Source organism: Streptomyces sp. 2-1 (assembly GCF_048564895.1).
Classification (GTDB): domain Bacteria; phylum Actinomycetota; class Actinomycetes; order Streptomycetales; family Streptomycetaceae; genus Streptomyces; species Streptomyces phaeochromogenes.
Genome location: NZ_CP183383.1, coordinates 4,012,929 through 4,033,984, shown reverse-complemented (window position 1 = coordinate 4,033,984; position 21,056 = coordinate 4,012,929). Strand labels below are relative to the sequence as shown.

The window sequence follows — 21,056 nt, the reverse complement described above, 5'->3', positions numbered from 1 at the left end:
CTGCTCAACTTTGTTTCAGGGAGACCCCCTCAGTCCGAGCGGACCCATTGCGTAAAGGAGGCCGTCGTGAGACGAGTGCGCCCTGGGGCGGCGGCGTCCCGCGGTGGTGTCGGCTCCCGGGTGGCCGGCGAGGAGCGGGCCCTCACCAGCGTCGCGGCCGGCGACACCTACGAGGTCGAGGAGCCGCACGACCTCCCGAGGCTCTGGCACGTTACGCTCAGCGTCTCGGGCGACGAGGCACCGCTGAAGGAGGTCAGGCGCGGTCTGGAACAGCTCGCCCACGACCATCCCTTTCTGCTGACCAGCCGCTATGCCAACGACCACGCGGAGATCCGCTACTGGGAAGAGGCCCGCGACCTGCACGACGCCGCCGCGGTCGCGCTGCGCCTGTGGGGCGAGCACCGCCAGACCGCGAAACTGCCGCCCTGGGAGATCGTCGGCCTGGAGGTCATCGACCGCGAGACCTACCACCAGCGCATCGCCGAGGGATACGGACCGCTGCCGGCGACACCTGTGGGCGTACACCCTTTCTAGGGGCATTTCAGGACCTGTCTCGCGGTGTGGGACAACGGCTGAACACCTCTCGCGGGCGCACTACCCTGCGGGATATGACCACGCTCTCGCCGTACGACTCGATGTCCCCGGTCACCCAGGCCGCCTACCGTGCCAAGGGCGCCGCCGCCGACCTCGCTCCGCTCCCGCGGGCCGAGAAGGACGACGCGTTGCTCGCGATCGCGGACGCGCTGGAGGTCCGTACGAGCGAGATCGTCGAGGCCAACGCCAAGGACGTCGAGCGCGCCCGCGAGGCCGGCACCAGCGAGTCGGTCATCGACCGGCTGACGCTCACCCCCGAGCGGATCCGCGCGATCGCCTCGGACGTGCGCGACGTGGTGGCGCTGCCCGACCCGGTCGGCGAGGTCGTCCGCGGCTCGACCCTGCCGAACGGCATCGACCTGCGCCAGGTCCGCGTCCCGCTCGGCGTGGTCGGCATCATCTACGAGGCCCGCCCGAACGTGACCGTCGACGCGGCAGCCCTCTGCCTGAAGTCCGGCAACGCGGTCCTGCTGCGCGGCTCGTCCTCCGCGTACGAGTCCAACACCGCCCTCGTACGGGTCCTGCGCGACGCGGTCGGCGGCTCGGGCCTGCCCGCCGACGCCGTCCAGCTCGTGCCGGGGGAGGGCCGGGAGTCCGTACGGGAGCTGATGCGCGCCCGCGGTCTCGTCGACGTGCTCATCCCGCGCGGCGGCGCCTCCCTGATCCAGACGGTCGTCCAGGAGTCCATCGTCCCGGTCATCGAGACCGGCACCGGCAACTGCCACGTCTACGTCGACGCGCAGGCCGACCTCGACATGGCGATCGACATCCTGATCAACTCCAAGGCGCAGCGGCCCAGCGTCTGCAACGCCGCCGAGACGCTCCTCGTCCACCAGGACATCGCTCCCGAGTTCCTGCCGCGCGCCCTCGATGCCCTCGCGGACGCCGGGGTCACCGTGCACGCCGACGAGCGTGTTCTCGCGTACGCCAAGGACTCCAGGGCCACCGTCGTCGAGGCCACGACCGAGGACTGGGACACCGAGTACCTGTCGTACGACATCGCCGCCGCCGTCGTCGACTCGCTCGACAAGGCCGTGGCGCACATCCGGCTCTGGAGCTCCGGGCACACCGAGGCGATCGTCACCACCTCGCAGCAGGCGGCCCGCCGGTTCACCCAGTTGGTCGATTCCACGACGGTCGCCGTGAACGCGTCCACGCGCTTCACCGACGGCGGCCAGTTCGGCTTCGGCGCCGAGATCGGGATCTCCACGCAGAAGCTGCACGCGCGGGGGCCGATGGGGCTGCCGGAGCTGACGAGCACCAAGTACATCGTCACCGGGGACGGGCACATCCGCCGCTGATCGGGCGGCCGACTCTGTTGCGGGAGTCGCCGAAGGGGCTGCCGGGGCGCGTCCCAGGAGCCTCTCCCGGACGTGCCGAAGGGCGCTCGGGGGACAGGCCGAGAAATCTCCGCACGGAGTGTTTGGGGGCCTCCCGCGGAAAGCGTCTCGCCAGGCGGATGAATTTCCATACCGTCTGCCCAAATTGACCACCCCGGTCTACTCTGGATCCGTGCCGGAGGACGTGGGGGGCACGCCGTTCCCTGACGGCTGGGAGCCCGACGACGACCGCGACCGCGGGGGTGCGGACGAAGAGTTCGCCTCCGTGGTCTTCGACGAGGCCTTTGTACGGGCGGCAACGGTTCACGAACCGACCGCAGTGGAGCGCCTCCTGGCCGCTGCCCAGGCGAGAGCCGAGGCCTCCGAGGCCGAAGCCCGCCGGACACACCCCCGGGGGGTACGTGGCGACGACGAGCTCTTCGACGACGGATTCGGACCCGACGGACGTGGTGATTTCGGCCACGACCCGGATCTGGACGACCTCGACGACCGTGACGTCCTGCACGGCGGCTACGGCCACCCGGGGACGTACGGGAAGCAGGCCCGCTGGCACCGTCCCGTCGCCTGGATGCTCGCCCTCGTGATGGGGATCGGCATGGTCGCGCTCGCTTTCACGGCGGTCTACCGGGGAGCTTCCTCGGGCAGCCGGGACCAGGTCCCGCCGCCCGCGTCCACAGGCCTCGAACAGGGAAGCGGAGTGGGTCCCTCGGCCTCGGCCGACTATTCCCAGCCAGCCGTCTCGGCGGTGCCGCGCACGCCGTAGGGCTTCCGTGAGGTCCTGTCAGAACTTGTCGTGTACCAGGGCGTTTACCTGAGGTCCTCGCGACCTACTCTGAATGTATGGGCGGACCTGGAGACCCACCTGAGGGGACCCCCGAGGGTGCTCCTGGTGGTGGCGAGGAAGAGTATCGATCCGTCGTCTTCGACGAGTCGTTCGTCCGCGCTGCCCGCCTCCAGGAATTCTCCGCGCAGGAGCGGATCGGCGATCATGCCCCGGCCGTCCGCCGCCGTCCGCAGATGCGCCGGGGCCTGTCCCGGCAGGCGCTGATCCTCGTCCTGCTGATCGCCGTGGCTTTCGGCACCGCGATCTACATGGGTGTACGCCATCCGTACCAGACGCCCGCCGCCAAGCACCCCGAGCCGCTGCGGATGACCGTGATACCGCTCGCGCCGCAGAACGCCGTGCCCGGCTCCACCGACATCGATTCGCTGTACGCGCACAGCCCGGCCGACCAGTTCCGCATCGGCGCCGAGGGCATCACGCTGCCCGCCTCCCGGCGCACCGCCCACTTCTCCGACAGCCAGGTCGTCACCGCGCTGACCACGGCGAAGGACTACCTCGTCGAGTCCTCGCTCGACCCGGACGTCCTCACCGGCGGCGCGACCCGGTCCGTGCGGATACGGCTCGACCCGCAGCAGCTCGACCAGTTCGACCAGAGCTTCGAGCGACCGACCGCGGACGGGCGGCACGCGCCCACCGGCTGGCTGGTCCGCTTCGATCCCAACCAGGCGGAGCTGGCCGACAGCAAGATCCGGGTGCAGGGCACGCTGTCGGCCGCCGAGACCGACTCCGACACCCTCGAGGTCAGCGCCGACCACACCTTCGTCTACGCCCTGCGGCCGACCGGCTCGGACGAGAAGGCCAAGGCCTCGCTGTTCACCGTGCGGCGCGAACTGCACTTCCGGTTCGACCGCGACGACCTGCGCATGCACCAGACCGAGCTGGTCGTCTCGTACGTCCAGGCAGGTCCGCTGGCCTGCGCCGAGGACGCGACGAACCATCTGCGTCCGCTGCTCGCGGGCGAGACGGCCAAGGCGGGCGGCCCGGCCGGCACGGACCCGTACGCGACGGGCAGCGCGACGTCCTTGTGCGGGTCACTGGCGGCGAGCGCCCAGCCGAAGCTGTAGCTGTGGTTCTGGCCTTGGGTCAGTTGTAGTTCCGGCCCTGGGGCGGCTGTGGTTCTGGCCTTGGGCCGGGCTCTCAGCGGCCCCGGGCTCCCGGGGCCGCGTTTCCTGCGCTCAGGGCGCGCCCCGCGCTCAGGCCCTGCCGTTGCTTCCGTTGGGGCTTTCGTCGTCCGGGCGGTCGGTGGGCGGCTGGTCCGTGGGGGAGCTGCTCGCGGTGCCTCCGCCGCCCGTCGCGAAGCCGCCGAAGCCGCGCCGGACCCGGCCGCCGAGGTCGCCCGCGCCGCCCGCGATGTCGCTGACCAGCTTCATCAGCGGGTCCTTCGAGTTCTTGACGTCCGTGGCGTAGCTGGAAGCCGACTGGCGGAAGGAGTCCGTGACCGAGGTGTCCCCGTCCTCGTCCCGGCGGGGGTAGTGGCCGTCCATGATCCGCTGGTAGTCGCGGGACTCGGCCCACTTCTTCAGCTCGGCCGCCCGGACCGTGGTGAAGGGGTGGGAGCGAGGCATGACGTTGAGGATCTTGAGCACCGAGTCGCGGAGGTCGCCGCCGGCCTCGTACTCCTCGGCCTGGGCGAGGAACGCGTCCACGTTCATCTCGTGCAGGTGGTTGCCGCCCGCGATCTTCATCAGGCCGCGCATCGAGGCCTTCAGGTCCTGGCCGACCAGGAGACCGGCGCGGTCCGCGGACAGCTCGGACTTGCGGAACCACTCGCGCAGGGCGGTCACGATCGCCATGATCGCGAGGTTGCCCAGCGGGATCCACGCCACCCGAAGGGCGAGGCTGGTCAGGAAGAGCAGGATCGTGCGGTAGACGGAGTGGCCGGACAGGGCGTGGCCCACCTCGTGGCCGATGACCGCCCGCATCTCCTCCTCGTCGAGCAGCTCCACGAGGCCGGTGGTGACGACGATGATCGGCTCGTCCAGACCGATGCACATCGCGTTCGGCTGCGGGTCCTGGTTGACGTACATCGGCGGGACCTTCTCCAGGTCCAGGATGTAACAGGCGTCGCGCAGCATGACGTTCAGGTGGGCGAACTGGGCGTCCGAGACGCGCACGGAGTCCGACAGGAACAGCAGCCGCAGACTGCGCTCCGGGAGCAGGCCGCTGAGCGCCTTGAAAACGGTGTCGAAGCCGCTGAGCTTGCGCAGGGCGACCAGGGCCGAACGGTCCGCCGGGTGTTCGTACGCCCGGGAGGAGATTCCCTCGAAGCGCCGGCGCTGCCTGCTCGGTACGTTCTCGTGGCTTTCTTCTGGCATGTGGTCCCCCATGCGTTTGATTGCCTTCTGTGCCCCCAAGGCGGGGCCCAGCCTAGGCGGAGATACCGTGGACGGGCAGTACAGCGAAGGAGTCGTACGTCATGGAGCATCTCCCCCAGCCCTGGCTCACCGAGGCCGCGAGCGCCGCCCAACAGCAAGGGGCGGGGAATCTCCTCCGTGTCGTGCTGATCGTGATGGTCGTCGGCTGTGTGCTGACTGCCTGGTTCCTTCTGCGCGGCTACAAACGGGACGAGTGAGGCCGGGCGGAAGGTTCCCGACCACTTAGACCCACGGAAGGTTCCGGACGGTTGAGAGGGGGGAAGGATCTCTCGGCCGACGCCGGGCGGTCCTGACGGCGGAGTCGGAGTGATACCGGCGACAGCCCCCGCATACGATGTGCCGAAGTCTTTATCCCGCCCACACCGAATAGGTCCTGCCGAAGATGAGCTTCCACAGCACCGCTGCCCAGTTGGTCACATTCGCCGCCGAGGGCGAGGAGCACGGCGGCAACCACGAGAGCCTCAGCCCCTACCTGACCGGCGGCGGGGCCTTCTTCATCCTGATGCTGCTGCTGTGGATCACCACCCGCTTCAACCGGGACCGCTGACGCCCGCGCGACCGGACCCGTCGTCGGGGCCGGTAGGGTCTGCACGCATGGGAGAGCAGGACATGCCTACCGGTCCGGCGGGCGGCACGGCGCGAAGCGCTCGGCGCGGCCCGGGAAACGGCCCGTCGAACCCGGGAAAGCGCCGCCTCGGCGTCATGGGCGGAACGTTTGACCCGATCCACCACGGGCACCTCGTGGCGGCCAGCGAGGTCGCCGCGCAGTTCCACCTCGACGAGGTGGTGTTCGTGCCGACCGGACAGCCGTGGCAGAAGACCGACCGCAAGGTCTCCCCGGCCGAGGACCGCTATCTGATGACGGTCATCGCGACCGCCGAGAACCCGCAGTTCTCCGTGAGCCGCATCGACATCGACCGCGGCGGCCCGACCTACACCACGGACACCCTGCGCGATCTGCGGGTGCTGAACCCCGACGCGGACCTCTTCTTCATCACCGGCGCGGACGCGCTCGGCCAGATCCTCACCTGGCGCGACGCCGAAGAGCTGTTCTCCCTCGCGCACTTCATCGGGGTCACCCGGCCCGGCCACATACTGACCGACACCGGTCTGCCTGAGGGCGGTGTCTCGCTCGTCGAGGTTCCCGCGCTCGCCATCTCGTCCACAGACTGCCGTGCGAGGGTCGCGAAGGGCGACCCGGTCTGGTATCTGGTGCCGGACGGTGTGGTGCGCTACATCGACAAGCGAGAGCTGTACCGCGGCGAGTGAGCCGAGAGGGGCACCGGTGAACGACCGATACGACGCTGGGTACGGGGGCGACCAGTACGAGCTCGTCGGCTACGACGAGTTCGGGCAGCCTGTGTACCGGCAGGTGCCGTCACCTTCCCAGACTCCCCACACTCCGGGGGCCTCGCAGGCCCAGCAGGAGTACGGCTCGTACGACCCCTACGGGGGGCAGGCGCAGGGGTACGGGCAAGGCCAGCAGGGCCAGCAGGGACACCAGGCGTACCAGGGGCAGCAAGGCCACCAGGACCACCAGGGTCAGGGATACGGGCAGGGGTACGGGTACGACCCGTACGCGGCGGGCCAGCAGGGGCAGCAGGCGTCGCCCGTGGTGTCGTATGACACGGGTCAGCAGCAACCTGTGGCGCCCTATGACACCGGTCAGCAGCAGGCCCACGCCCATGTCGCGGAGCAGACCGCCTACATCCCGCAGCAGGGGCGCCCCGCGGAGTCCCCGGGGTCCCAGGAGCCCTCTGAGGACGGGCGGCAGGGAGACGGGCGCCAGGGCGACGGGCAGCAGCAGGGCGAACGCGACTACCGGACCGAGCAGTTCGCCTTCGTGGAGGAGCAGCCCGAGGAGTCCGAAGACGTCATCGACTGGCTGAAGTTCACCGAGAACCGCACCGAGCGGCGCGAGGAGGCCAAGCGCCGGGCGCGCGGCCGTGTCGTCGCCCTGGTCGTGGTGCTCGCGCTGGTCGCGGTCGGCGGGGTCGGCTACCTCTGGTACGACGGCAGTCTGCCGGGAACGTCCTCCGAGTCGGCGTCCGGCACGACCACCGCCGGCGGTGCCCAGAACCGTGACGTGATCATCGTCCACCTGCACAACACCAAGGGCGGTGGCACGGCGACGGCGCTGCTCGTCAACAACACCACCACCAAGCAGGGCACCACCGTCCTGCTGCCCAACTCCCTTGCCCTGACGGACGACAACGGCACCACGACCACGCTCGCCAAGTCGGTCGACGACGACGGGTCCTCCGGGACGCGCGACGAGATCGACACCGTGCTCGGGACCGACGTCGAGGGCACCTGGCGCCTCGACACCCCGTACCTCAACAACCTCGTCGAACTCGTCGGCAACATCGACATCGACACCAACGCGGACGTGCCGGACCCGGACGCGAAGAAGAAGGGCGAGGCGCCCCTCGTCAAGAAGGGTGAAGAGCAGACGCTGAGCGGCAAGATGGCCGTCGCGTACGCCACGTACCGCGCCTCGGGGGAGTCGCAGAACGCGCAGCTGGAGCGGTTCGGCCAGGTCATGCAGGGAGTGCTGCGCAAGCTGTCGTCGGACCCGCAGGCCGCGACGACCACCGTGCAGACGCTCGCGCAGATCCTCGACCCCTCGCTGAGCGACAAGGACCTGGGCGCCTTCCTGGCCAAGCTCGCCGACCGCGCCAAGGGCGGCGACTACAAGACGGCGCTGCTGCCGGTCCAGACGGACGGCAGGCTCAGCGCGCAGGCCAGCGACAGCGTGGTCAAGGACGTGCTCGGCGGCGCCGCGAAGAGCCCCGAGAAGGGCGCGGCCGTCCAGGTCGGCATCCGCAACTCGACGGGCAACAAGGACGCCACCGAACAGGCCCGGGTCGTCCTGCTGAACGGCGGCTACACCTTCGTCGACGGCGGCCGGACCGATGTCGCCCAGGCCGTGTCCCAGATCACATACGCCGACGCCGCGAAGAAGGAGGACGCGGTGGAGGTCGCCAAGACGCTGGGCCTGCCGACGAGTTCGGTGAAGAAGGGCAAGACCACGTCGAACGCGGATGTGTCGGTCGTACTGGGCCAGGACTACAAGGTGGGCGGCTCGGCGGGTTCGTCGGGCGGCTGACGAGCGGGTGATGGGCGGGTGTCGGGTGGTGCCCTCGGGATGCCCGGGCCGTGCGGCGGGTCGGGCACGCGGGTGTGGGTGCAGGCGCTCGACGCGGGCACCCGGTTCAGGCGCCGGGGCCAGGCACTCCGTACATGCGCCGGGCCCGCCCCCGTACATGCGCCGGGCCCGCCCCCGTACATGCGCCGGGCGTGTCCGGGTGCGGGCCCGGAGGCCCGGAGTGCCCGCCGCGTGATCGGTTAATCGCGTGGGGTGCTGTCGGCGGTCCGTGAGACCCTTGGGGCAGGGCCTGCCCGGCGGAGCAGGCCGGAGGCGTGCGAGGGCGTCCGGCAAGCGCGGACGCGCGTGCCAGACCCCGCGTCTCCGGCATGATCCGCCGCACAGGCCCCAACCCCTCGGGGACTCCTGACCGTCTACGGAAAGCCTTGTAGTGACCGCCACTGACCGCTCTATCGAGCTCATCACCACCGCCGCGCAGGCGGCCGCCGACAAGCTCGCGCACGACATCATCGCGTACGACGTCAGCGACGTGCTGTCGATCACGGACGCCTTCCTGCTGGCCTCCGCGCCCAACGACCGCCAGGTCAAGTCGATCGTCGACGAGATCGAGGAGCGGCTGAACAAGGAGCTCGGCACGAAGCCGGTGCGCCGCGAGGGCGACCGCGACGCCCGCTGGATCCTGCTCGACTACGTGGACATCGTGGTGCACGTCCAGCACAGCGAGGAGCGGGTGTTCTACGCCCTGGAGCGCCTCTGGAAGGACTGCCCCGAGCTGGACCTGCCCGCGGACGCGAAGGCCACGCGCGGCAAGGGCGCCGAGCACGCCGAGCTCCGGGACGCGGAGGACGCCGCCGAGCTGCGCGGAGAGCTTCGGTGACCGCCGGGGCGGAGCGTCCGGCCTCGGACGGCAGGCCGCTGTCCGAGGCTGGGAAGAAGGCGGGCCGGGGGCGCCGCGTCATCCTGTGGCGCCACGGCCAGACGTTGTGGAACGTGGAGCGCCGCTTCCAGGGCACGACGGACGTCGAGCTCACCGAGACCGGCGTGGGCCAGGCCCGCCGCGCCGCCCGGCTGCTCGCGTCCCTCAAGCCCGACGCGATCGTCGCCTCGGACCTGAAGCGGGCCGCGAACACGGCCGCCGAGCTGTCCGAGCTCACCGGCCTCGACATCACCCACGACGAGGGCCTGCGCGAGACCTACGCGGGCGTCTGGCAGGGCCTGTCGCACGAGGAGATCATCGCGCGGTTCGGCGACCAGTACGCGGCGTGGAAGCGCGGCGAGCCGGTGCGCCGGGGCGGCGGCGAACTGGAGACCGAGGTCGCCGACCGTGCGGCCCCCGTGGTCCTCCGGCACGCCGACAAGCTCCCCGACGACGGCACGCTCGTGGTCGTCAGCCACGGCGGCACGATCCGCACCACCATCGGCCGCCTCCTCGGCCTGGAGTCCCAGCACTGGGAGAGCCTCGGCGGCCTCTCCAACTGCTGCTGGTCCGTCCTCGGCGAGGGCGCCCGCGGCTGGCGACTGCTGGAGCACAACGCGGGGACCCTGCCGGAGCCGGTACTGGGAGACGACGACTAGGCGCTCCGCTGGAAGCCTGCCGGGCTTCCGGCCGGGCCGCTCCTTCGAGGTGCTCCTGACGTCCGGCGCGAGCCGTCTCGGGGCACTCGCAGGGCACGTCGGCGGGCCTTCCGTCCGGCCTCCGATGCCCCGCGGGACCGGATTTCACTTTCCGGCTGGTCGCAGGCTAAAGTTCTTCTTGTTCCGCCGCCGGGAAGCCGGGATCGGACACCGCAAGGGGCTATAGCTCAGTTGGTAGAGCGCCTGCATGGCATGCAGGAGGTCAGGAGTTCAATTCTCCTTAGCTCCACAGTTCAGTACCGCAGATCGATGATCCCGTCCCCAGCAGGGGGCGGGATTTTTCGTGCCCTCCGCTGCCGTCGGAATTCCCTCAGCCGCGCGGCCCGCGCACTCGTCTCCTCGTCGGCCGGCCGGTAGACCACGACCCGGCACTCCGGCATCCCGTCGACCGACATCGACACCGACGTCATCCGCAACTCGCCCACCGCCACGTGCCGGAACGTCTTCACGCGCGGTCCCGGCGGCGCCACGTCCCCGTTCCGCCACAGCCGGGCGAAGTGTCCGCTGACCTCCGACAGCCTGCGTATGAAGTCCTCCCACACGGGCTCGCCGACGTGTCTGCCGTACGCGGCCCGCAGTGTCGCCACCATCACCGGCAGCTCGTTCTCCCGGAAGACCAGCGGGCAGTCCTCCTCCGAGGCCGTGAACAGCGTCCACAGCGCGTTGCGGACGGCTCCGCCGGACGGGAGCGTCTCCGGCACGAAGAACAGGTCCCGGTAGGCCGGGTTGGTCGCGAGGATGTCGTACCGCGCGTTGTAGACCACCGCCGGGCTCGGGTCGAGGGCGTCGACTATCTCCTGGACCTCCGGACCCACGGCCAGCGTGGTCGACTCGCCGCCGTGGGTGTACGGCACCTCCGCGAGGTCGTACAGATGCTCGCGCTCCGGCTGGTCGAGCCGCAGTGTGCGCGCCACGGCGTCCAGCACCTGCGGTGACGCGTTGATCGGCCGGCCCTGCTCCAGCCACGTGTACCAGGTGACGCCGACCCCCGACAGCTGCGCCACCTCCTCGCGCCGCAGCCCGGGCGTGCGGCGGCGCAGACCCGGCGGCATCCCCACATCGGCCGGTGTCACCCGCGCCCGCCTGCTCCGCAGGAAGGCGGCCAGCTCCGGCCGACGCCGCTGTGTCGTGGTCATCGTCGTCACGTCCCCCATCGTCGACCTCGGACCCAACCCCTGCCAGGTGCTGTCAGTACCAGCATCGGCGGGCTCTCCACACCCGTACCCGCCCGCCCCCACGCTCGATGCCATGACGACGACAACCCCCGCGGGCCCGGACTCCGCACCCGGATCCGGCCCCGGACCAATACCTGCCCCAAGTAAAACTCCCGGCACTGACAATCGCCCCGGCCGACTGCTCGCGATCGTCCTCGCCGCCCAGTTCATGGCGCTCCTCGACGTCTTCATCGTCAATGTCGCGGTCCCCACCATCGGGGCCGAACTCCACGCTTCCGGCGCCGAACTGCAGCTGGTGGTCGCCGGATACGCCATCACGTACTCCGTCCTGCTGATCACCGGCGCCCGCCTGGGCGACCTGCTCGGCCACCGCCGCGTCTACCTGGCCGGCCTCGCGCTGTTCACGGCGGCCTCGCTCGCCTGCGGACTCGCCCAGGGAACGGGCGAGTTGATCGCCTTCCGGCTGATCCAGGGAGCCGGCTCGGCCGTGATGATCCCGCAGGTCCTCAGCCTCATCCAGCGGAACTTCACCGGCGAGGCCCGGGGCAAGGCCCTCGGCCTGTACGCGGCTGTCCTCGCGACCGGCGCCGCGGCCGGACAGGTGCTCGGCGGGGTCCTGGTCAGCGCGGACCTGTTCGGCACGGGCTGGCGCCCGGTCTTCCTGGTGAACGTCCCCGTGGGCCTCGTACTCCTGGCACTCGGCGCGCGCGTCCTGCCGCGCGACGACGCACGCGCCCCGGAGCGCGCGCACCGGCTCGACCTGCCGGGCCTGGTACTCCTGGGCGCGTCCGTGTCGCTGCTCACGGTGCCGCTGGTGCTCGGGCAGGAGGAGGGCTGGCCCCTGTGGTCCTGGCTGTCGCTCGCGGCCGCCGCGGTGACCTTCGCCCTGTTCTGCGTGTACGAGTCCCGGCTCGCCCGGCGCGGCGGCACCCCGCTGATCGCGCCCAGGGTGCTGCGCCACCCCGGCATGGGGCTCGCGGTCTTCCGGATCATGGCCGTGATGGCGGTCAACGGAGGCTTCCTGTTCGCGCTCACCCTGCACATCCAGGGCGGCCTCGGCTTCAGCGCGCTGCGCGCGGGACTCACCTTCGCGCCGACCGCGGTGGTCTTCGGGCTGGTCGGGCTGACCTGGCGCGGGTGGCCCGCGTCCTGGCAACGCGCCCTGATCCCGGCCGGGTTCGCGCTCGCCGCGGTCTCCGTCGCCGGCGTGGGCCTGGCACTGCGGGACGGCCACGGGGCCGGCTTCTGGCTGTACGTGGCGTTCGCCGGCGTCGGTACGGGGCTCGCACTCGGCTTCAGTCCCACGCTCACGCGGGCGCTCGCCACCGTGCGCCCCGAGGACGCGGCGGACGCCAGCGGCCTGCTCGCCACGGTCACCCAGCTCGGTCAGCTGATCGGTGTCGCGATGTTCGGCACACTCTTCTTGAATCGGCTTGAGTCACTTGGGGCCCCGGGGGCGTATACCTCTTCGGACGCGCTTCTCGTCTGCATGTTCGCGCTGGCCGCGACCGCCGCGACGGGTGCCGTGTCCGGACTGGTACGAAGGCGTCGCTGACCGTATTGGCCCGGCCGTGGCAGAATCAAACGGCCGGAAGGGGCGGCCCGACGGGAGGGAGTGGCGATGCCTGCGAGCATCCTCGGGGAGGTCGGCGACCTTCCCGGATCCGAGGTGATACGGGACCGGATCACTCGCCTCGACTGCCCTTCCTGCGGTTCGGCCCATGTCGACCTGCTTTTCGGTGACAGTGGCGGAATTTCCTACGTGTGCACGGCCTGCGGCCACAGCTGGAGCTGATCGATGGGTGCACACAGGCGCAAGTGCGATTGGTGCGGCAGTGGTACGCCCATCGTGCGCGACATGGAGCCGGTCAACCACGACTACCAGTACTGGTGCGAGGAGTGCGCACGGGCGCTGATCATAAAAGGCGACCCGATCGAGACGTACCGCGAGCTGGAGGGCGAGCCGATCTACGGCCGGCTGCTCGACGAGCACTGCACGCTCAAACGGTTCTACTCCTTCGCCACCGCCTGACGCCGGCCGGGGTTTCGCCACAGTTCGCCACAGGGTGACCCCGGTCATGGCCGGCCATCACGAAAGCTGACCCCTCGGTGCCGTCGTCGCGCGGGCGACGACGGCACAGGCGCGTCTTCCGCGCGGTTGCGGGGGTGCGGCGACACAGGACCCCAGGAAGCCCGTGAGGGACGCCGAGACGGCCCGCCAGACGTCCTCCACGCGCGCGTGGAGGACGAGCGGGACCAGGGGAGCGCGATCACGGTCACGAAGGCGGGCGTCATCCGGTGCGCTATCCGGTGCGGCATCCCTCTTGTCCGGCTTGTCCGTTCGCCCCGGAAACGATTTGGTGGTGCACCGAGGGGACCGGTAATGTTGGCGTCGCCGCCGGGGAAGTCCGGTGGAACACCGTGAGGGGCTATAGCTCAGTTGGTAGAGCACCTGCATGGCATGCAGGGGGTCAGGAGTTCAAATCTCCTTAGCTCCACAGCAGTTGAAGGCGGGTCATCCGAAATGGATGGCCCGCCTTTTGCGTTGGCTCGCTCTTGTGTCTCTTGCTTGAGTCGCTTGCTGTGCTGCTTGTGTTTGTGCTGCTCGTGTCTCTTGTCGTGCGGTTCGGCGGCCCGGTCTCCCGGGCCGCCGGTGCGTCAGCGTCCGCGGCCCAGGGCCCGGCGTCCGCCGCCACCGCCCTCGCGTACGGCGGGGAGGTTCTGGCGGGGAGCCGCTCCGCGGGTGTCCTCCTCGAGGCGCAGCGCGAGCGCCGGGCAGCGGCGTACGGCACGCAGCGCCTTCGCCTCCGCGTACCGGGGCACTCCTGCCTGCGCGACGGTCGGGAAACCGTCGGCGCCCAGCTGGAAGACCTCCGGGAGGATGTCCGCGCACAGGCCGTGTCCGCGGCACAGCGTCCAGTCGACGTAGATCTTCTGGCGGCTGGGACCCTGCTCCGGCTCCGCCTGGCCGCCCGGGATGCCGGTGGGCTGCTGGCCGCCCTCGAAGAGCGGCAGAACGCCCTCCACGGGCCGTCCGCAGCCGTTGCCGAGGACATGTGCGGCCAGGTCGTCCGTGAACGCCTTGATGGTCGACTCCAGGAACATCGCGGAGCCGTCGGGGTGCGAGCAGGCGCCGCGCCGCTTCACGGCGTTGGCGACCTGCTTGAGCGCCTCCAGGGCGGCCGGGCCGCCGCCGTTGAGGATGTCCTCCATGCCGCGCGCCGCGGCGGGCAGCCCGAGGTAGCAGGGGCCGCACTGTCCCGCGCTCTCCTCCGCCAGCCACTGCGCCACCCGCAGCGACTCGCCCAGCGGGCAGGTCGCCGTGCTGATCGGCAGGATCGCGCCCGCGCCGAGCGCACCGCCCACCGCGTCCAGGGAGTTGCGCGAGACGATCGCCTCGTTGACCGTCGCGGAGTCCAGCCACTTGCCGTGGTACCCGCCGGTCAGCACGCCCTGCGGAACCGGCGGGGCGCCGGCCAGCTGCAGGATGTAACGCAGGGGTACGCCCGTGGGGGCCTCGATCACCATCGGGCGGGCGACCGCTCCCGAGACGGTGAGCATGACCGTGCCGGGCTCGTCGTACAGGCCCGTGTTGCCGTAGCGCTCGGCGCCGATGCGCGCGGCGATCGCCAGCTGGGCGAACGTCTCGGCGTTCGACAGCAGGGTGGGCGCGCCGCCGACACCGTTCTGCGAGGCGCTGGTCTTGCGGCCCGGGGGGATCGCGGGACCGCCGTCGATGGAGCGGACGAGCGAGGCCGCCGCTCCGGTCACCATGCGCACCGGATTGCGCTGCACACGCGCGCGGATGGTCGCTCCGCGGCGGTTGGTCAGACCGCGCTCGGAGAGCGCCGCCTCCATCGACCGCTGCGTCGACTCACGGGTCACACCGACGACCAGGGTGCGTGCGCCCAGCGCCTCGGCGACCAGCAGGGCGCCGTCCAGGATCAGGTGCGGGGCACGGTTGATCATCACCGTGTCCTTGCGGCAGGCGGGCTCGTCCTCGCTGCCGTTGACGACGACCACCGGACGTACACCGCGGCGGATCGCCGCCTCGGCGACCGACCGCAGTTTCTTGTGGAACGGGAAGCCCGCGCCGCCGCGGCCCTTCAGGTTGATGCGCTCGGAGAGCTGCGCGAGCTGCTCGCCGCCCATCGGCTCGAGCGGCCCGTGCACCTTCAGGTGCATGGGCAGGTCGAGTCTCTCGACGAGATCGAAACCGGAGGTGAGCTGGGGAAGGCCCACCACTCGGACTTCGGGGACGTCGGGAAGGGCCTCGTTCACTAAAAGCCTCCGGAAGGCGCGTTCCAGGGTTCGCCGTTGCTTGGTGCCTCGTAGGAACCGGGCAGCGTTTCAGTGGCGGGACCGCTGTTGTACGTGTCGTTCGGGTTGTACGTACCGAGGGGGTCGTTCGTCTCACCGGTGTCGTACACATCACTTGTGCCGTACGCGGGGACAGCGCCGGTGTCGTACATGGCGTTCGCGTCGTATGTGGGGATCGTCCCGGTGTCGTACGTCGGTGTTCCGGCGGGGCGCGGCGGGGCCTCGTAGAGCGGCGGGGACGGGGCCGGCCAGCGGGGCCCGGTGTTGCCGTCGACGCGCGGCATCGCCTCCGTGGCCTGCATGTCCATCGGGACCTGCATGCCCTGGGTGGGGCTGGGCGTCATCGGGTCCTGCGCGCGGGGGGTGTTGACGGCCCGGTAGGCGGCCGCGAAGCCGCCGGTGTCCGTGAGGGATCCGGTGTCCGTGAAGGACGCCGAGTCCTGGAGGGCGGAGCGCTGCGGCGAATCGAACGACCCGGACGGGGACGACGTCCGCTGCGAGGGAACCGCCATGTCCGGGAAGCCGGGCCGACCGCCGCCGCCGGGCAGCGAGCCCTCCGCGGCACGGCGTGCCGGGGGCTCTTCGCGGTAGGACCGGTTGCCGCTGTCGAGCAGGGACAGGACGCGCCTGGCGACCTTCCGCTTGAACGACAGGGGGGCAGACCGCAGGAGCAGTGCGCCCATGACGGCGACCAGGGACAGGCTGTACAGGATCACGAAGACGGGCTTCGCCTCGCGCCCGGCGAAGAGGCCGTGGATCAGGGCCGAGCACCAGGCGGGGTAGGCCAGCATGTGCACCGCGCGCCAGCGGCCGGCGACCTGCACGGTGGACGAGAAGGCACTGCGCAGGGCGCCGGTGAGGGCCGTGAGGACCATCAGGAGGCCGGCCAGGGTGCCGAAGCCGATGAGCCCGTTGGAGCCGGACACGCCGAGGCCGAAGGGGATCACGACCGCGATCGCCGACGTGTGGTCGAGCGCGAGCTTGACCGAGACGTGCAGCAGCAGGAAGCCGACCGAGCCCACCGCCGTGCTCCTGTGCACGGCCTGGGCTATCAGCCTCTGGCGCGTGTTGAGGAAGACCCGGTCGGTCGCGACGAGCCCCCAGAGCACCGAGAGGGTGAGGGACACGAGCGACAGCACACCCGCGCCGAAGTTGAGGAAGTCGCGGAATGCGTCACCTCCGACCACGACGACGAGGGGTATCAGCAGCAAAGCGGCAGCCGTCACTCCACCCCGGACCGATCGGCTCGGCTGGGTGAGCGTGCTGTTGTTGCGGCGAGAGTTCATGGGGGCAACTCCGAACAGTTCGGGAAAGCGGTCCCGCTGCCGCACTCTAGGTCGAGCCATACCGAGGGGTACGAGGTTTGAGTTATTGCGCTGTTATCAAAGGGCTGCGAGGGAGTTGTGATGTCCCTTAGAGGCCCTTACGCGAAGTAACTTTTGACTTTCGTTCAGCTTCTGTCGACCTGGCGCGGACGTGACACGCAGTGCCGCAGCGTAGCCGAAAGCGCGTCGCGGTCCGCTCGGCCGCTGCGGTACCCTGACGCCATGCGTGCCGTACGCCTTCTGCTTAGTGAGCCGCGCTGATCAATCCCGGTCGTCGGAAAACCGCGACCGGCATCGGCGCGGCGCCCCCTCCTGTGCGAGGGGTTTTTTCATTTCCTGAGCCGCTGGCAGAGACGATCGATGGAGCTTTGAGGATCATGAGCGAGACGAACAACGCTGCCGCCTCCGAGGTGGCCGCGCCGCACCGCTACACGGCCGCCATGGCCGAGCAGATCGAGGCACGCTGGCAGGACTTCTGGGACGCCGACGGCACGTACGAGGCGCCCAACCCGAAGGGTGACCTGGCCGGAGACTCCTCGCTGGTCGCCAAGCCCAAGAAGTTCATCATGGACATGTTCCCGTACCCCTCCGGTGCGGGCCTGCACGTCGGTCACCCCCTGGGTTACATCGCCACCGATGTATTCGCCCGGTATCAGCGCATGACCGGCCACAACGTCCTGCACACCCTGGGTTTCGACGCCTTCGGCCTGCCCGCCGAGCAGTACGCCGTGCAGACCGGCACGCATCCGCGGGTGTCCACCGAGGCCAACATCGAGAACATGAAGGTCCAGCTGCGCCGGCTGGGCCTGGGCCACGACAAGCGCCGGTCGTTCGCGACGATCGACCCGGAGTACTACAAGTGGACCCAGTGGATCTTCCTGCAGATCTTCAACTCCTGGTACGACGACGAGGCCGACAAGGCCCGCCCGATCGCCGAACTGGTCGCACAGTTCCAGACCGGTGAGCGCGCCGTACCCGGTGGACGCTCCTGGAGCGAGCTGACCGAGGTCGAGCGCGCCGACATCCTGAGCGAGTACCGCCTGGCGTACGCCTCCGACGCGCCCGTCAACTGGTGTCCCGGGCTGGGCACCGTCCTGGCCAACGAGGAGGTCACCGCCGACGGCCGCTCCGAGCGCGGCAACTTCCCCGTCTTCAAGGCCAAGCTGCGCCAGTGGAACATGCGCATCACCGCGTACGCCGACCGGCTGCTGGACGACCTGGACGCGCTGGACTGGCCCGAGGCCATCAAGCTGCAGCAGCGCAACTGGATCGGCCGCTCAGAGGGCGCCCGCGTCGACTTCCCCGTGGACGGCGAGGCCATCACGGTCTTCACCACCCGCCCGGACACCCTGTTCGGCGCGAGCTACATGGTCCTGGCGCCCGAGCACCCGCTGGTCGAGAAGTTCACCCCGGCCACCTGGCCCGAGGGCACCCACGACGTCTGGACGGGCGGGCACGCCACCCCCGCCGAGGCCGTCGCCGCCTACCGCGCGCAGGCCGCCTCCAAGTCCGACGTGGAGCGGCAGGCCGAGGCCAAGGACAAGACCGGCGTCTTCATCGGCGCGTACGCGACCAACCCGGTCAACGGCGAGCAGATCCCCGTCTTCATCGCCGACTACGTCCTGATGGGCTACGGCACCGGCGCGATCATGGCCGTACCGGCGGGCGACCAGCGCGACTTCGAGTTCGCGCGCGCCTTCGAGCTGCCGATCCACTGCATCGTGGAGCCGACCGACGGGCGCGGCACCGACACGTCGACGTGGGAGAACGCCTTCGGGGCGTACGACGCGAAGATCATCAACTCCGCCAACGACGACATCTCGCTGGACGGCATGGCCGTTGCCGACGCGAAGGCGCGCATCACGGAGTGGATGGAGCGCAAGGGCATCGGCCACGGCACCGTCAACTTCCGGCTGCGCGACTGGCTGTTCAGCCGTCAGCGCTACTGGGGCGAGCCCTTCCCGATCGTCTACGACGAGGACGGCATCGCCCACCCGCTGCCCGAGTCGATGCTGCCCCTGGAACTGCCCGAGGTCGAGGACTACTCGCCGCGCACCTTCGACCCGGACGACGCGAACACGTCCCCGGAGACCCCGCTGTCCCGCAACGAGGACTGGGTCGACGTCACGCTGGACCTGGGCGACGGCCGTGGTCCGCGCAAGTACCGCCGCGAGACCAACACCATGCCCAACTGGGCCGGTTCCTGCTGGTACGAGCTGCGTTACCTGGACCCGCACAACTCCGAGAAACTGGTCGACCCGGAGATCGAGCAGTACTGGATGGGCCCGCGCGAGGGCCAGCCGCACGGCGGCGTCGACCTGTACGTCGGCGGCGCCGAGCACGCCGTGCTGCACCTGCTGTACGCGCGTTTCTGGTCCAAGGTGCTGTTCGACCTGGGCCACGTCTCCTCGGTCGAGCCGTTCCACAAGCTGTTCAACCAGGGCATGATCCAGGCCTACGTGTACCGCGACAGCCGTGGCATCGCCGTACCGGCCGCAGAGGTGGAGGAGCGCGACGGCGCTTACTTCTACCAGGGCGAGAAGGTCTCCCGGCTGCTGGGCAAGATGGGCAAGTCCCTGAAGAACGCGGTCACTCCGGACGAGATCTGCGCCGAGTACGGGGCGGACACGCTGCGCCTGTACGAGATGGCGATGGGCCCCCTGGACGTGTCGCGGCCGTGGGACACGCGCGCGGTGGTGGGCCAGTTCCGGCTGCTGCAGCGGCTGTGGCGCAACGTCGTCGACGAGGCCACCGGTGCGGTCACGGTCGTCGACACCGAGCCGGACGAGCAGGCGCTGCGCGCCCTGCACAAGGCGATCGACGGCGTACGGCAGGACCTGGAGGGCATGCGCTTCAACACCGCCATCGCCAAGGTCACCGAGCTGAACAACCACCTGACCAAGGTGGGCGGTCCGGTCTCGCGCACGGTCGCCGAGTCGCTGGTGCTGCTGGTCGCGCCGCTGGCCCCGCACATCGCCGAGGAGCTGTGGCGCAAGCTGGGCCACACGGACTCCGTCGTCCACCGGGACTTCCCGGTCGCCGACCCGGCGTACGTCGTGGACGAGACCGTGACCTGCGTCGTGCAGATCAAGGGCAAGGTCAAGGCGCGCCTGGAGGTCTCCCCGTCGATCTCGGACGAGGAGCTGGAGAAGGTGGCGCTGAGCGACGAGAAGGTGGTCGCCGCGCTGGACGGGGCGGGCATCCGGAAGGTGATCGTGCGGGCGCCGAAGCTGGTGAACATCGTTCCCGCGTAGACGGTGGCCCGAGCGGGCCGGGGGTAGTTCCCCCTTGTCGGGGTAGTCCCCTACGGGCAGGTTGGGGGTTCCGCTGGAACCCTCGGCCTGCCTTTTCCGTTTACCGTGGAAGAGCCGGCCGGCACCGCCGGGCAGTGGAAGCAGCACCCGAGAGGATCGTCATGGAAGCCGTGGTCGCAATCGTGGCGCTGATCTTCGTGCTGTTCGTGGCGCTGGGGGCGTATGCCACGGTGAAGGTGGTCGGCGCGGCCAAGCGCGGAGTGGACCGCACGGTCGCCCAGGCCCGCCGCACGGTGGAGGACTCCACACTCAGGGCGAAGACCTTCGCCCAGCCGGGACCCCAGGGCGAGATCGCCCAACTGCGCCTCTCCTTGCGCACATCGATGCGAGCCACCCAGGACGCGCTGCACGCGGGCGTGACGGAGGACGAGTCGCTGAAGGAGTCCCTGGCGCTCTTCGAGCGCCTCAGCGCCCACGGCCACGAGCTGGACGGGGACCTGAAGCGACTGGAGCGCGAGCCGGACCGGGCCCGCCTCGCCGAGCGCCTTCCTTCACTGCGGGAGCGCACGGAACGGATAACGCAGTCGGCGGACGCCCTGCGCTGGGCGGCCCGCGACCGCGCCCAGCGCTTCGGGAACGACGACCTGGACTCGCTGAGCACCCAGATCGACATGGAGGCGGGCGCGCTGCGCCACTGGACGACGGAGCCGGCTCCCACGGCCACGGGTACGGGTACGTCGTCGGATCCGGCTTCCGCGGGGGCGTCCGGTCCGTCCGTGGGGACGCCCGGCTCCTCTGCAGGGATGCAGGGTCCGTCCGCGGGGGTGCCCGGTCCGGCGCCCACACGGACGCCGGAGCCGGCTGCGGGACAGACGCCGCCTCCGTCTTCGTGGCCCGAGGCGCCGCCCGTCCCCGCTGATCAGCAGACCTGGCCGGAGAACCCCGAGTCGCGCAGGGCCGAGGAGCCCACCCGGGCCGCGATCGACCCGCCCGTGCAGCGACAGGCCTACCCTTGGGAGAAGAAGCCCCGCCCCGAGAGCACGACTTGATCCCGTCTGCCCGACCGCAGGTGGGAGGGGGCGGAC

Annotated in this window: 19 protein-coding genes and 2 tRNA genes; 17 read left to right on the top strand and 4 right to left on the bottom strand. The window is 70.4% G+C overall.

What is annotated here, in order from left to right; all coding sequences use genetic code 11:
* Nucleotides 1-75 precede the first annotated feature (75 nt).
* The 4 genes from ACN20J_RS17785 to ACN20J_RS17770 all read left to right on the top strand — a co-directional run bounded on the left by ACN20J_RS17785 (nucleotide 76) and on the right by ACN20J_RS17770 (nucleotide 3,842).
* Nucleotides 76-534 (top strand): hypothetical protein, encoded by a 459-nt coding sequence (locus ACN20J_RS17785; protein WP_189838480.1) that lies wholly within the window; start codon nucleotides 76-78, stop codon nucleotides 532-534.
* A 74-nt stretch (nucleotides 535-608) separates the two neighbouring features.
* Nucleotides 609-1,895, top strand: coding sequence for a glutamate-5-semialdehyde dehydrogenase (locus tag ACN20J_RS17780; protein ID WP_189837874.1), 1,287 nt, complete (start codon nucleotides 609-611; stop codon nucleotides 1,893-1,895).
* Between the two features lie 184 nt (nucleotides 1,896-2,079).
* On the top strand, nucleotides 2,080-2,697 hold the full coding sequence (locus ACN20J_RS17775) for a hypothetical protein (RefSeq protein ID WP_189837875.1): 618 nt from the start codon (nucleotides 2,080-2,082) through the stop codon (nucleotides 2,695-2,697).
* A gap of 77 nt (nucleotides 2,698-2,774) precedes the next feature.
* Entirely contained in the window at nucleotides 2,775-3,842 is a 1,068-nt protein-coding gene (locus ACN20J_RS17770; RefSeq protein ID WP_189837876.1) for a hypothetical protein, read from the top strand.
* 129 nt (nucleotides 3,843-3,971) lie between these two features.
* On the opposite strand, the gene ACN20J_RS17765 is transcribed toward ACN20J_RS17770, so the two are convergent.
* On the bottom strand, nucleotides 3,972-5,093 hold the full coding sequence (locus ACN20J_RS17765) for a M48 family metallopeptidase (protein WP_246575002.1): 1,122 nt from the start codon (nucleotides 5,091-5,093) through the stop codon (nucleotides 3,972-3,974).
* 101 nt (nucleotides 5,094-5,194) lie between these two features.
* Here ACN20J_RS17765 and ACN20J_RS17760 point away from each other — a divergent pair, with 101 nt between their 5' ends.
* The 7 genes from ACN20J_RS17760 to ACN20J_RS17730 all read left to right on the top strand — a co-directional run bounded on the left by ACN20J_RS17760 (nucleotide 5,195) and on the right by ACN20J_RS17730 (nucleotide 10,126).
* Nucleotides 5,195-5,350: a hypothetical protein gene (locus ACN20J_RS17760; protein WP_189837878.1), complete on the top strand. Its 156-nt coding sequence runs from the start codon at nucleotides 5,195-5,197 to the stop codon at nucleotides 5,348-5,350.
* A gap of 185 nt (nucleotides 5,351-5,535) precedes the next feature.
* A complete protein-coding gene (locus ACN20J_RS17755; protein WP_186000990.1) occupies nucleotides 5,536-5,700 on the top strand; it encodes a hypothetical protein in 165 nt (54 codons plus the stop codon).
* 47 nt (nucleotides 5,701-5,747) lie between these two features.
* Nucleotides 5,748-6,422, top strand: coding sequence for a nicotinate-nucleotide adenylyltransferase (nadD, locus tag ACN20J_RS17750; RefSeq protein ID WP_055610578.1), 675 nt, complete (start codon nucleotides 5,748-5,750; stop codon nucleotides 6,420-6,422).
* A gap of 16 nt (nucleotides 6,423-6,438) precedes the next feature.
* Nucleotides 6,439-8,262, top strand: coding sequence for an LCP family protein (locus ACN20J_RS17745; protein ID WP_419666282.1), 1,824 nt, complete (start codon nucleotides 6,439-6,441; stop codon nucleotides 8,260-8,262).
* Between the two features lie 430 nt (nucleotides 8,263-8,692).
* Nucleotides 8,693-9,139: a ribosome silencing factor gene (gene rsfS / locus ACN20J_RS17740; protein WP_189837881.1), complete on the top strand. Its 447-nt coding sequence runs from the start codon at nucleotides 8,693-8,695 to the stop codon at nucleotides 9,137-9,139.
* A gap of 38 nt (nucleotides 9,140-9,177) precedes the next feature.
* Nucleotides 9,178-9,837: a histidine phosphatase family protein gene (locus ACN20J_RS17735; RefSeq protein WP_189838481.1), complete on the top strand. Its 660-nt coding sequence runs from the start codon at nucleotides 9,178-9,180 to the stop codon at nucleotides 9,835-9,837.
* A 216-nt stretch (nucleotides 9,838-10,053) separates the two neighbouring features.
* Nucleotides 10,054-10,126: transfer RNA gene (locus tag ACN20J_RS17730), tRNA-Ala, on the top strand.
* Between the two features lie 4 nt (nucleotides 10,127-10,130).
* On the opposite strand, the gene ACN20J_RS17725 is transcribed toward ACN20J_RS17730, so the two are convergent.
* Nucleotides 10,131-11,051 carry a helix-turn-helix transcriptional regulator gene (locus ACN20J_RS17725; protein WP_419666281.1) on the bottom strand — a complete coding sequence of 307 codons (921 nt, stop codon included), beginning with the start codon at nucleotides 11,049-11,051 and terminating at the stop codon, nucleotides 10,131-10,133.
* A gap of 94 nt (nucleotides 11,052-11,145) precedes the next feature.
* Here ACN20J_RS17725 and ACN20J_RS17720 point away from each other — a divergent pair, with 94 nt between their 5' ends.
* From ACN20J_RS17720 to ACN20J_RS17705, 4 genes are all read left to right on the top strand, one after another.
* A complete protein-coding gene (locus tag ACN20J_RS17720; RefSeq protein ID WP_190227939.1) occupies nucleotides 11,146-12,627 on the top strand; it encodes an MFS transporter in 1,482 nt (493 codons plus the stop codon).
* Between the two features lie 66 nt (nucleotides 12,628-12,693).
* The gene (locus ACN20J_RS17715; RefSeq protein ID WP_189837884.1) at nucleotides 12,694-12,867 is read left to right on the top strand and encodes a hypothetical protein; all 174 of its coding nucleotides are present in this window, start codon (nucleotides 12,694-12,696) and stop codon (nucleotides 12,865-12,867) included.
* A 3-nt stretch (nucleotides 12,868-12,870) separates the two neighbouring features.
* The gene (locus tag ACN20J_RS17710) at nucleotides 12,871-13,104 is read left to right on the top strand and encodes a hypothetical protein (protein ID WP_010986886.1); all 234 of its coding nucleotides are present in this window, start codon (nucleotides 12,871-12,873) and stop codon (nucleotides 13,102-13,104) included.
* A 393-nt stretch (nucleotides 13,105-13,497) separates the two neighbouring features.
* Nucleotides 13,498-13,570: transfer RNA gene (locus ACN20J_RS17705), tRNA-Ala, on the top strand.
* A 160-nt stretch (nucleotides 13,571-13,730) separates the two neighbouring features.
* Here the strand turns inward: ACN20J_RS17705 and ACN20J_RS17700 are convergent.
* Both ACN20J_RS17700 and ACN20J_RS17695 read right to left on the bottom strand, forming a co-directional pair.
* Complete coding sequence (locus ACN20J_RS17700) at nucleotides 13,731-15,353, bottom strand: NADH-quinone oxidoreductase subunit NuoF family protein (protein WP_189837885.1); 1,623 nt, start codon at nucleotides 15,351-15,353, stop codon at nucleotides 13,731-13,733.
* On the bottom strand, nucleotides 15,353-16,678 hold the full coding sequence (locus ACN20J_RS17695) for a cytochrome b/b6 domain-containing protein (protein ID WP_189837886.1): 1,326 nt from the start codon (nucleotides 16,676-16,678) through the stop codon (nucleotides 15,353-15,355). Before ACN20J_RS17695 ends, ACN20J_RS17700 begins: the two co-directional genes overlap by 1 nt.
* 416 nt (nucleotides 16,679-17,094) lie before the next feature.
* Here ACN20J_RS17695 and leuS point away from each other — a divergent pair, with 416 nt between their 5' ends.
* On the top strand, nucleotides 17,095-19,971 hold the full coding sequence (gene leuS / locus ACN20J_RS17690) for a leucine--tRNA ligase (RefSeq protein ID WP_190227940.1): 2,877 nt from the start codon (nucleotides 17,095-17,097) through the stop codon (nucleotides 19,969-19,971).
* Nucleotides 19,972-20,132: 161 nt separating this feature from the next.
* Complete coding sequence (locus tag ACN20J_RS17685) at nucleotides 20,133-21,020, top strand: hypothetical protein (protein ID WP_419666280.1); 888 nt, start codon at nucleotides 20,133-20,135, stop codon at nucleotides 21,018-21,020.
* Nucleotides 21,021-21,056: the final 36 nt, after the last annotated feature.

Excerpts from the sequence above, each read along its gene's own strand:
- ACN20J_RS17765 (WP_246575002.1), bottom strand. The coding sequence starts at position 5,093 with ATGCCAGAAGAAAGCCACGAGAACGTACCGAGCAGGCAGCGCCGGCGC.
- ACN20J_RS17695 (WP_189837886.1), bottom strand. The coding sequence starts at position 16,678 with ATGAACTCTCGCCGCAACAACAGCACGCTCACCCAGCCGAGCCGATCG.
- leuS (WP_190227940.1), top strand. The coding sequence starts at position 17,095 with ATGAGCGAGACGAACAACGCTGCCGCCTCCGAGGTGGCCGCGCCGCAC.
- ACN20J_RS17760 (WP_189837878.1), top strand. The coding sequence starts at position 5,195 with ATGGAGCATCTCCCCCAGCCCTGGCTCACCGAGGCCGCGAGCGCCGCC.
- ACN20J_RS17770 (WP_189837876.1), top strand. The coding sequence starts at position 2,775 with ATGGGCGGACCTGGAGACCCACCTGAGGGGACCCCCGAGGGTGCTCCT.
- ACN20J_RS17755 (WP_186000990.1), top strand. The coding sequence starts at position 5,536 with ATGAGCTTCCACAGCACCGCTGCCCAGTTGGTCACATTCGCCGCCGAG.
- ACN20J_RS17710 (WP_010986886.1), top strand. The coding sequence starts at position 12,871 with ATGGGTGCACACAGGCGCAAGTGCGATTGGTGCGGCAGTGGTACGCCC.
- ACN20J_RS17780 (WP_189837874.1), top strand. The coding sequence starts at position 609 with ATGACCACGCTCTCGCCGTACGACTCGATGTCCCCGGTCACCCAGGCC.
- ACN20J_RS17715 (WP_189837884.1), top strand. The coding sequence starts at position 12,694 with ATGCCTGCGAGCATCCTCGGGGAGGTCGGCGACCTTCCCGGATCCGAG.
- nadD (WP_055610578.1), top strand. The coding sequence starts at position 5,748 with ATGGGAGAGCAGGACATGCCTACCGGTCCGGCGGGCGGCACGGCGCGA.
- ACN20J_RS17685 (WP_419666280.1), top strand. The coding sequence starts at position 20,133 with ATGGAAGCCGTGGTCGCAATCGTGGCGCTGATCTTCGTGCTGTTCGTG.
- ACN20J_RS17720 (WP_190227939.1), top strand. The coding sequence starts at position 11,146 with ATGACGACGACAACCCCCGCGGGCCCGGACTCCGCACCCGGATCCGGC.
- ACN20J_RS17725 (WP_419666281.1), bottom strand. The coding sequence starts at position 11,051 with ATGGGGGACGTGACGACGATGACCACGACACAGCGGCGTCGGCCGGAG.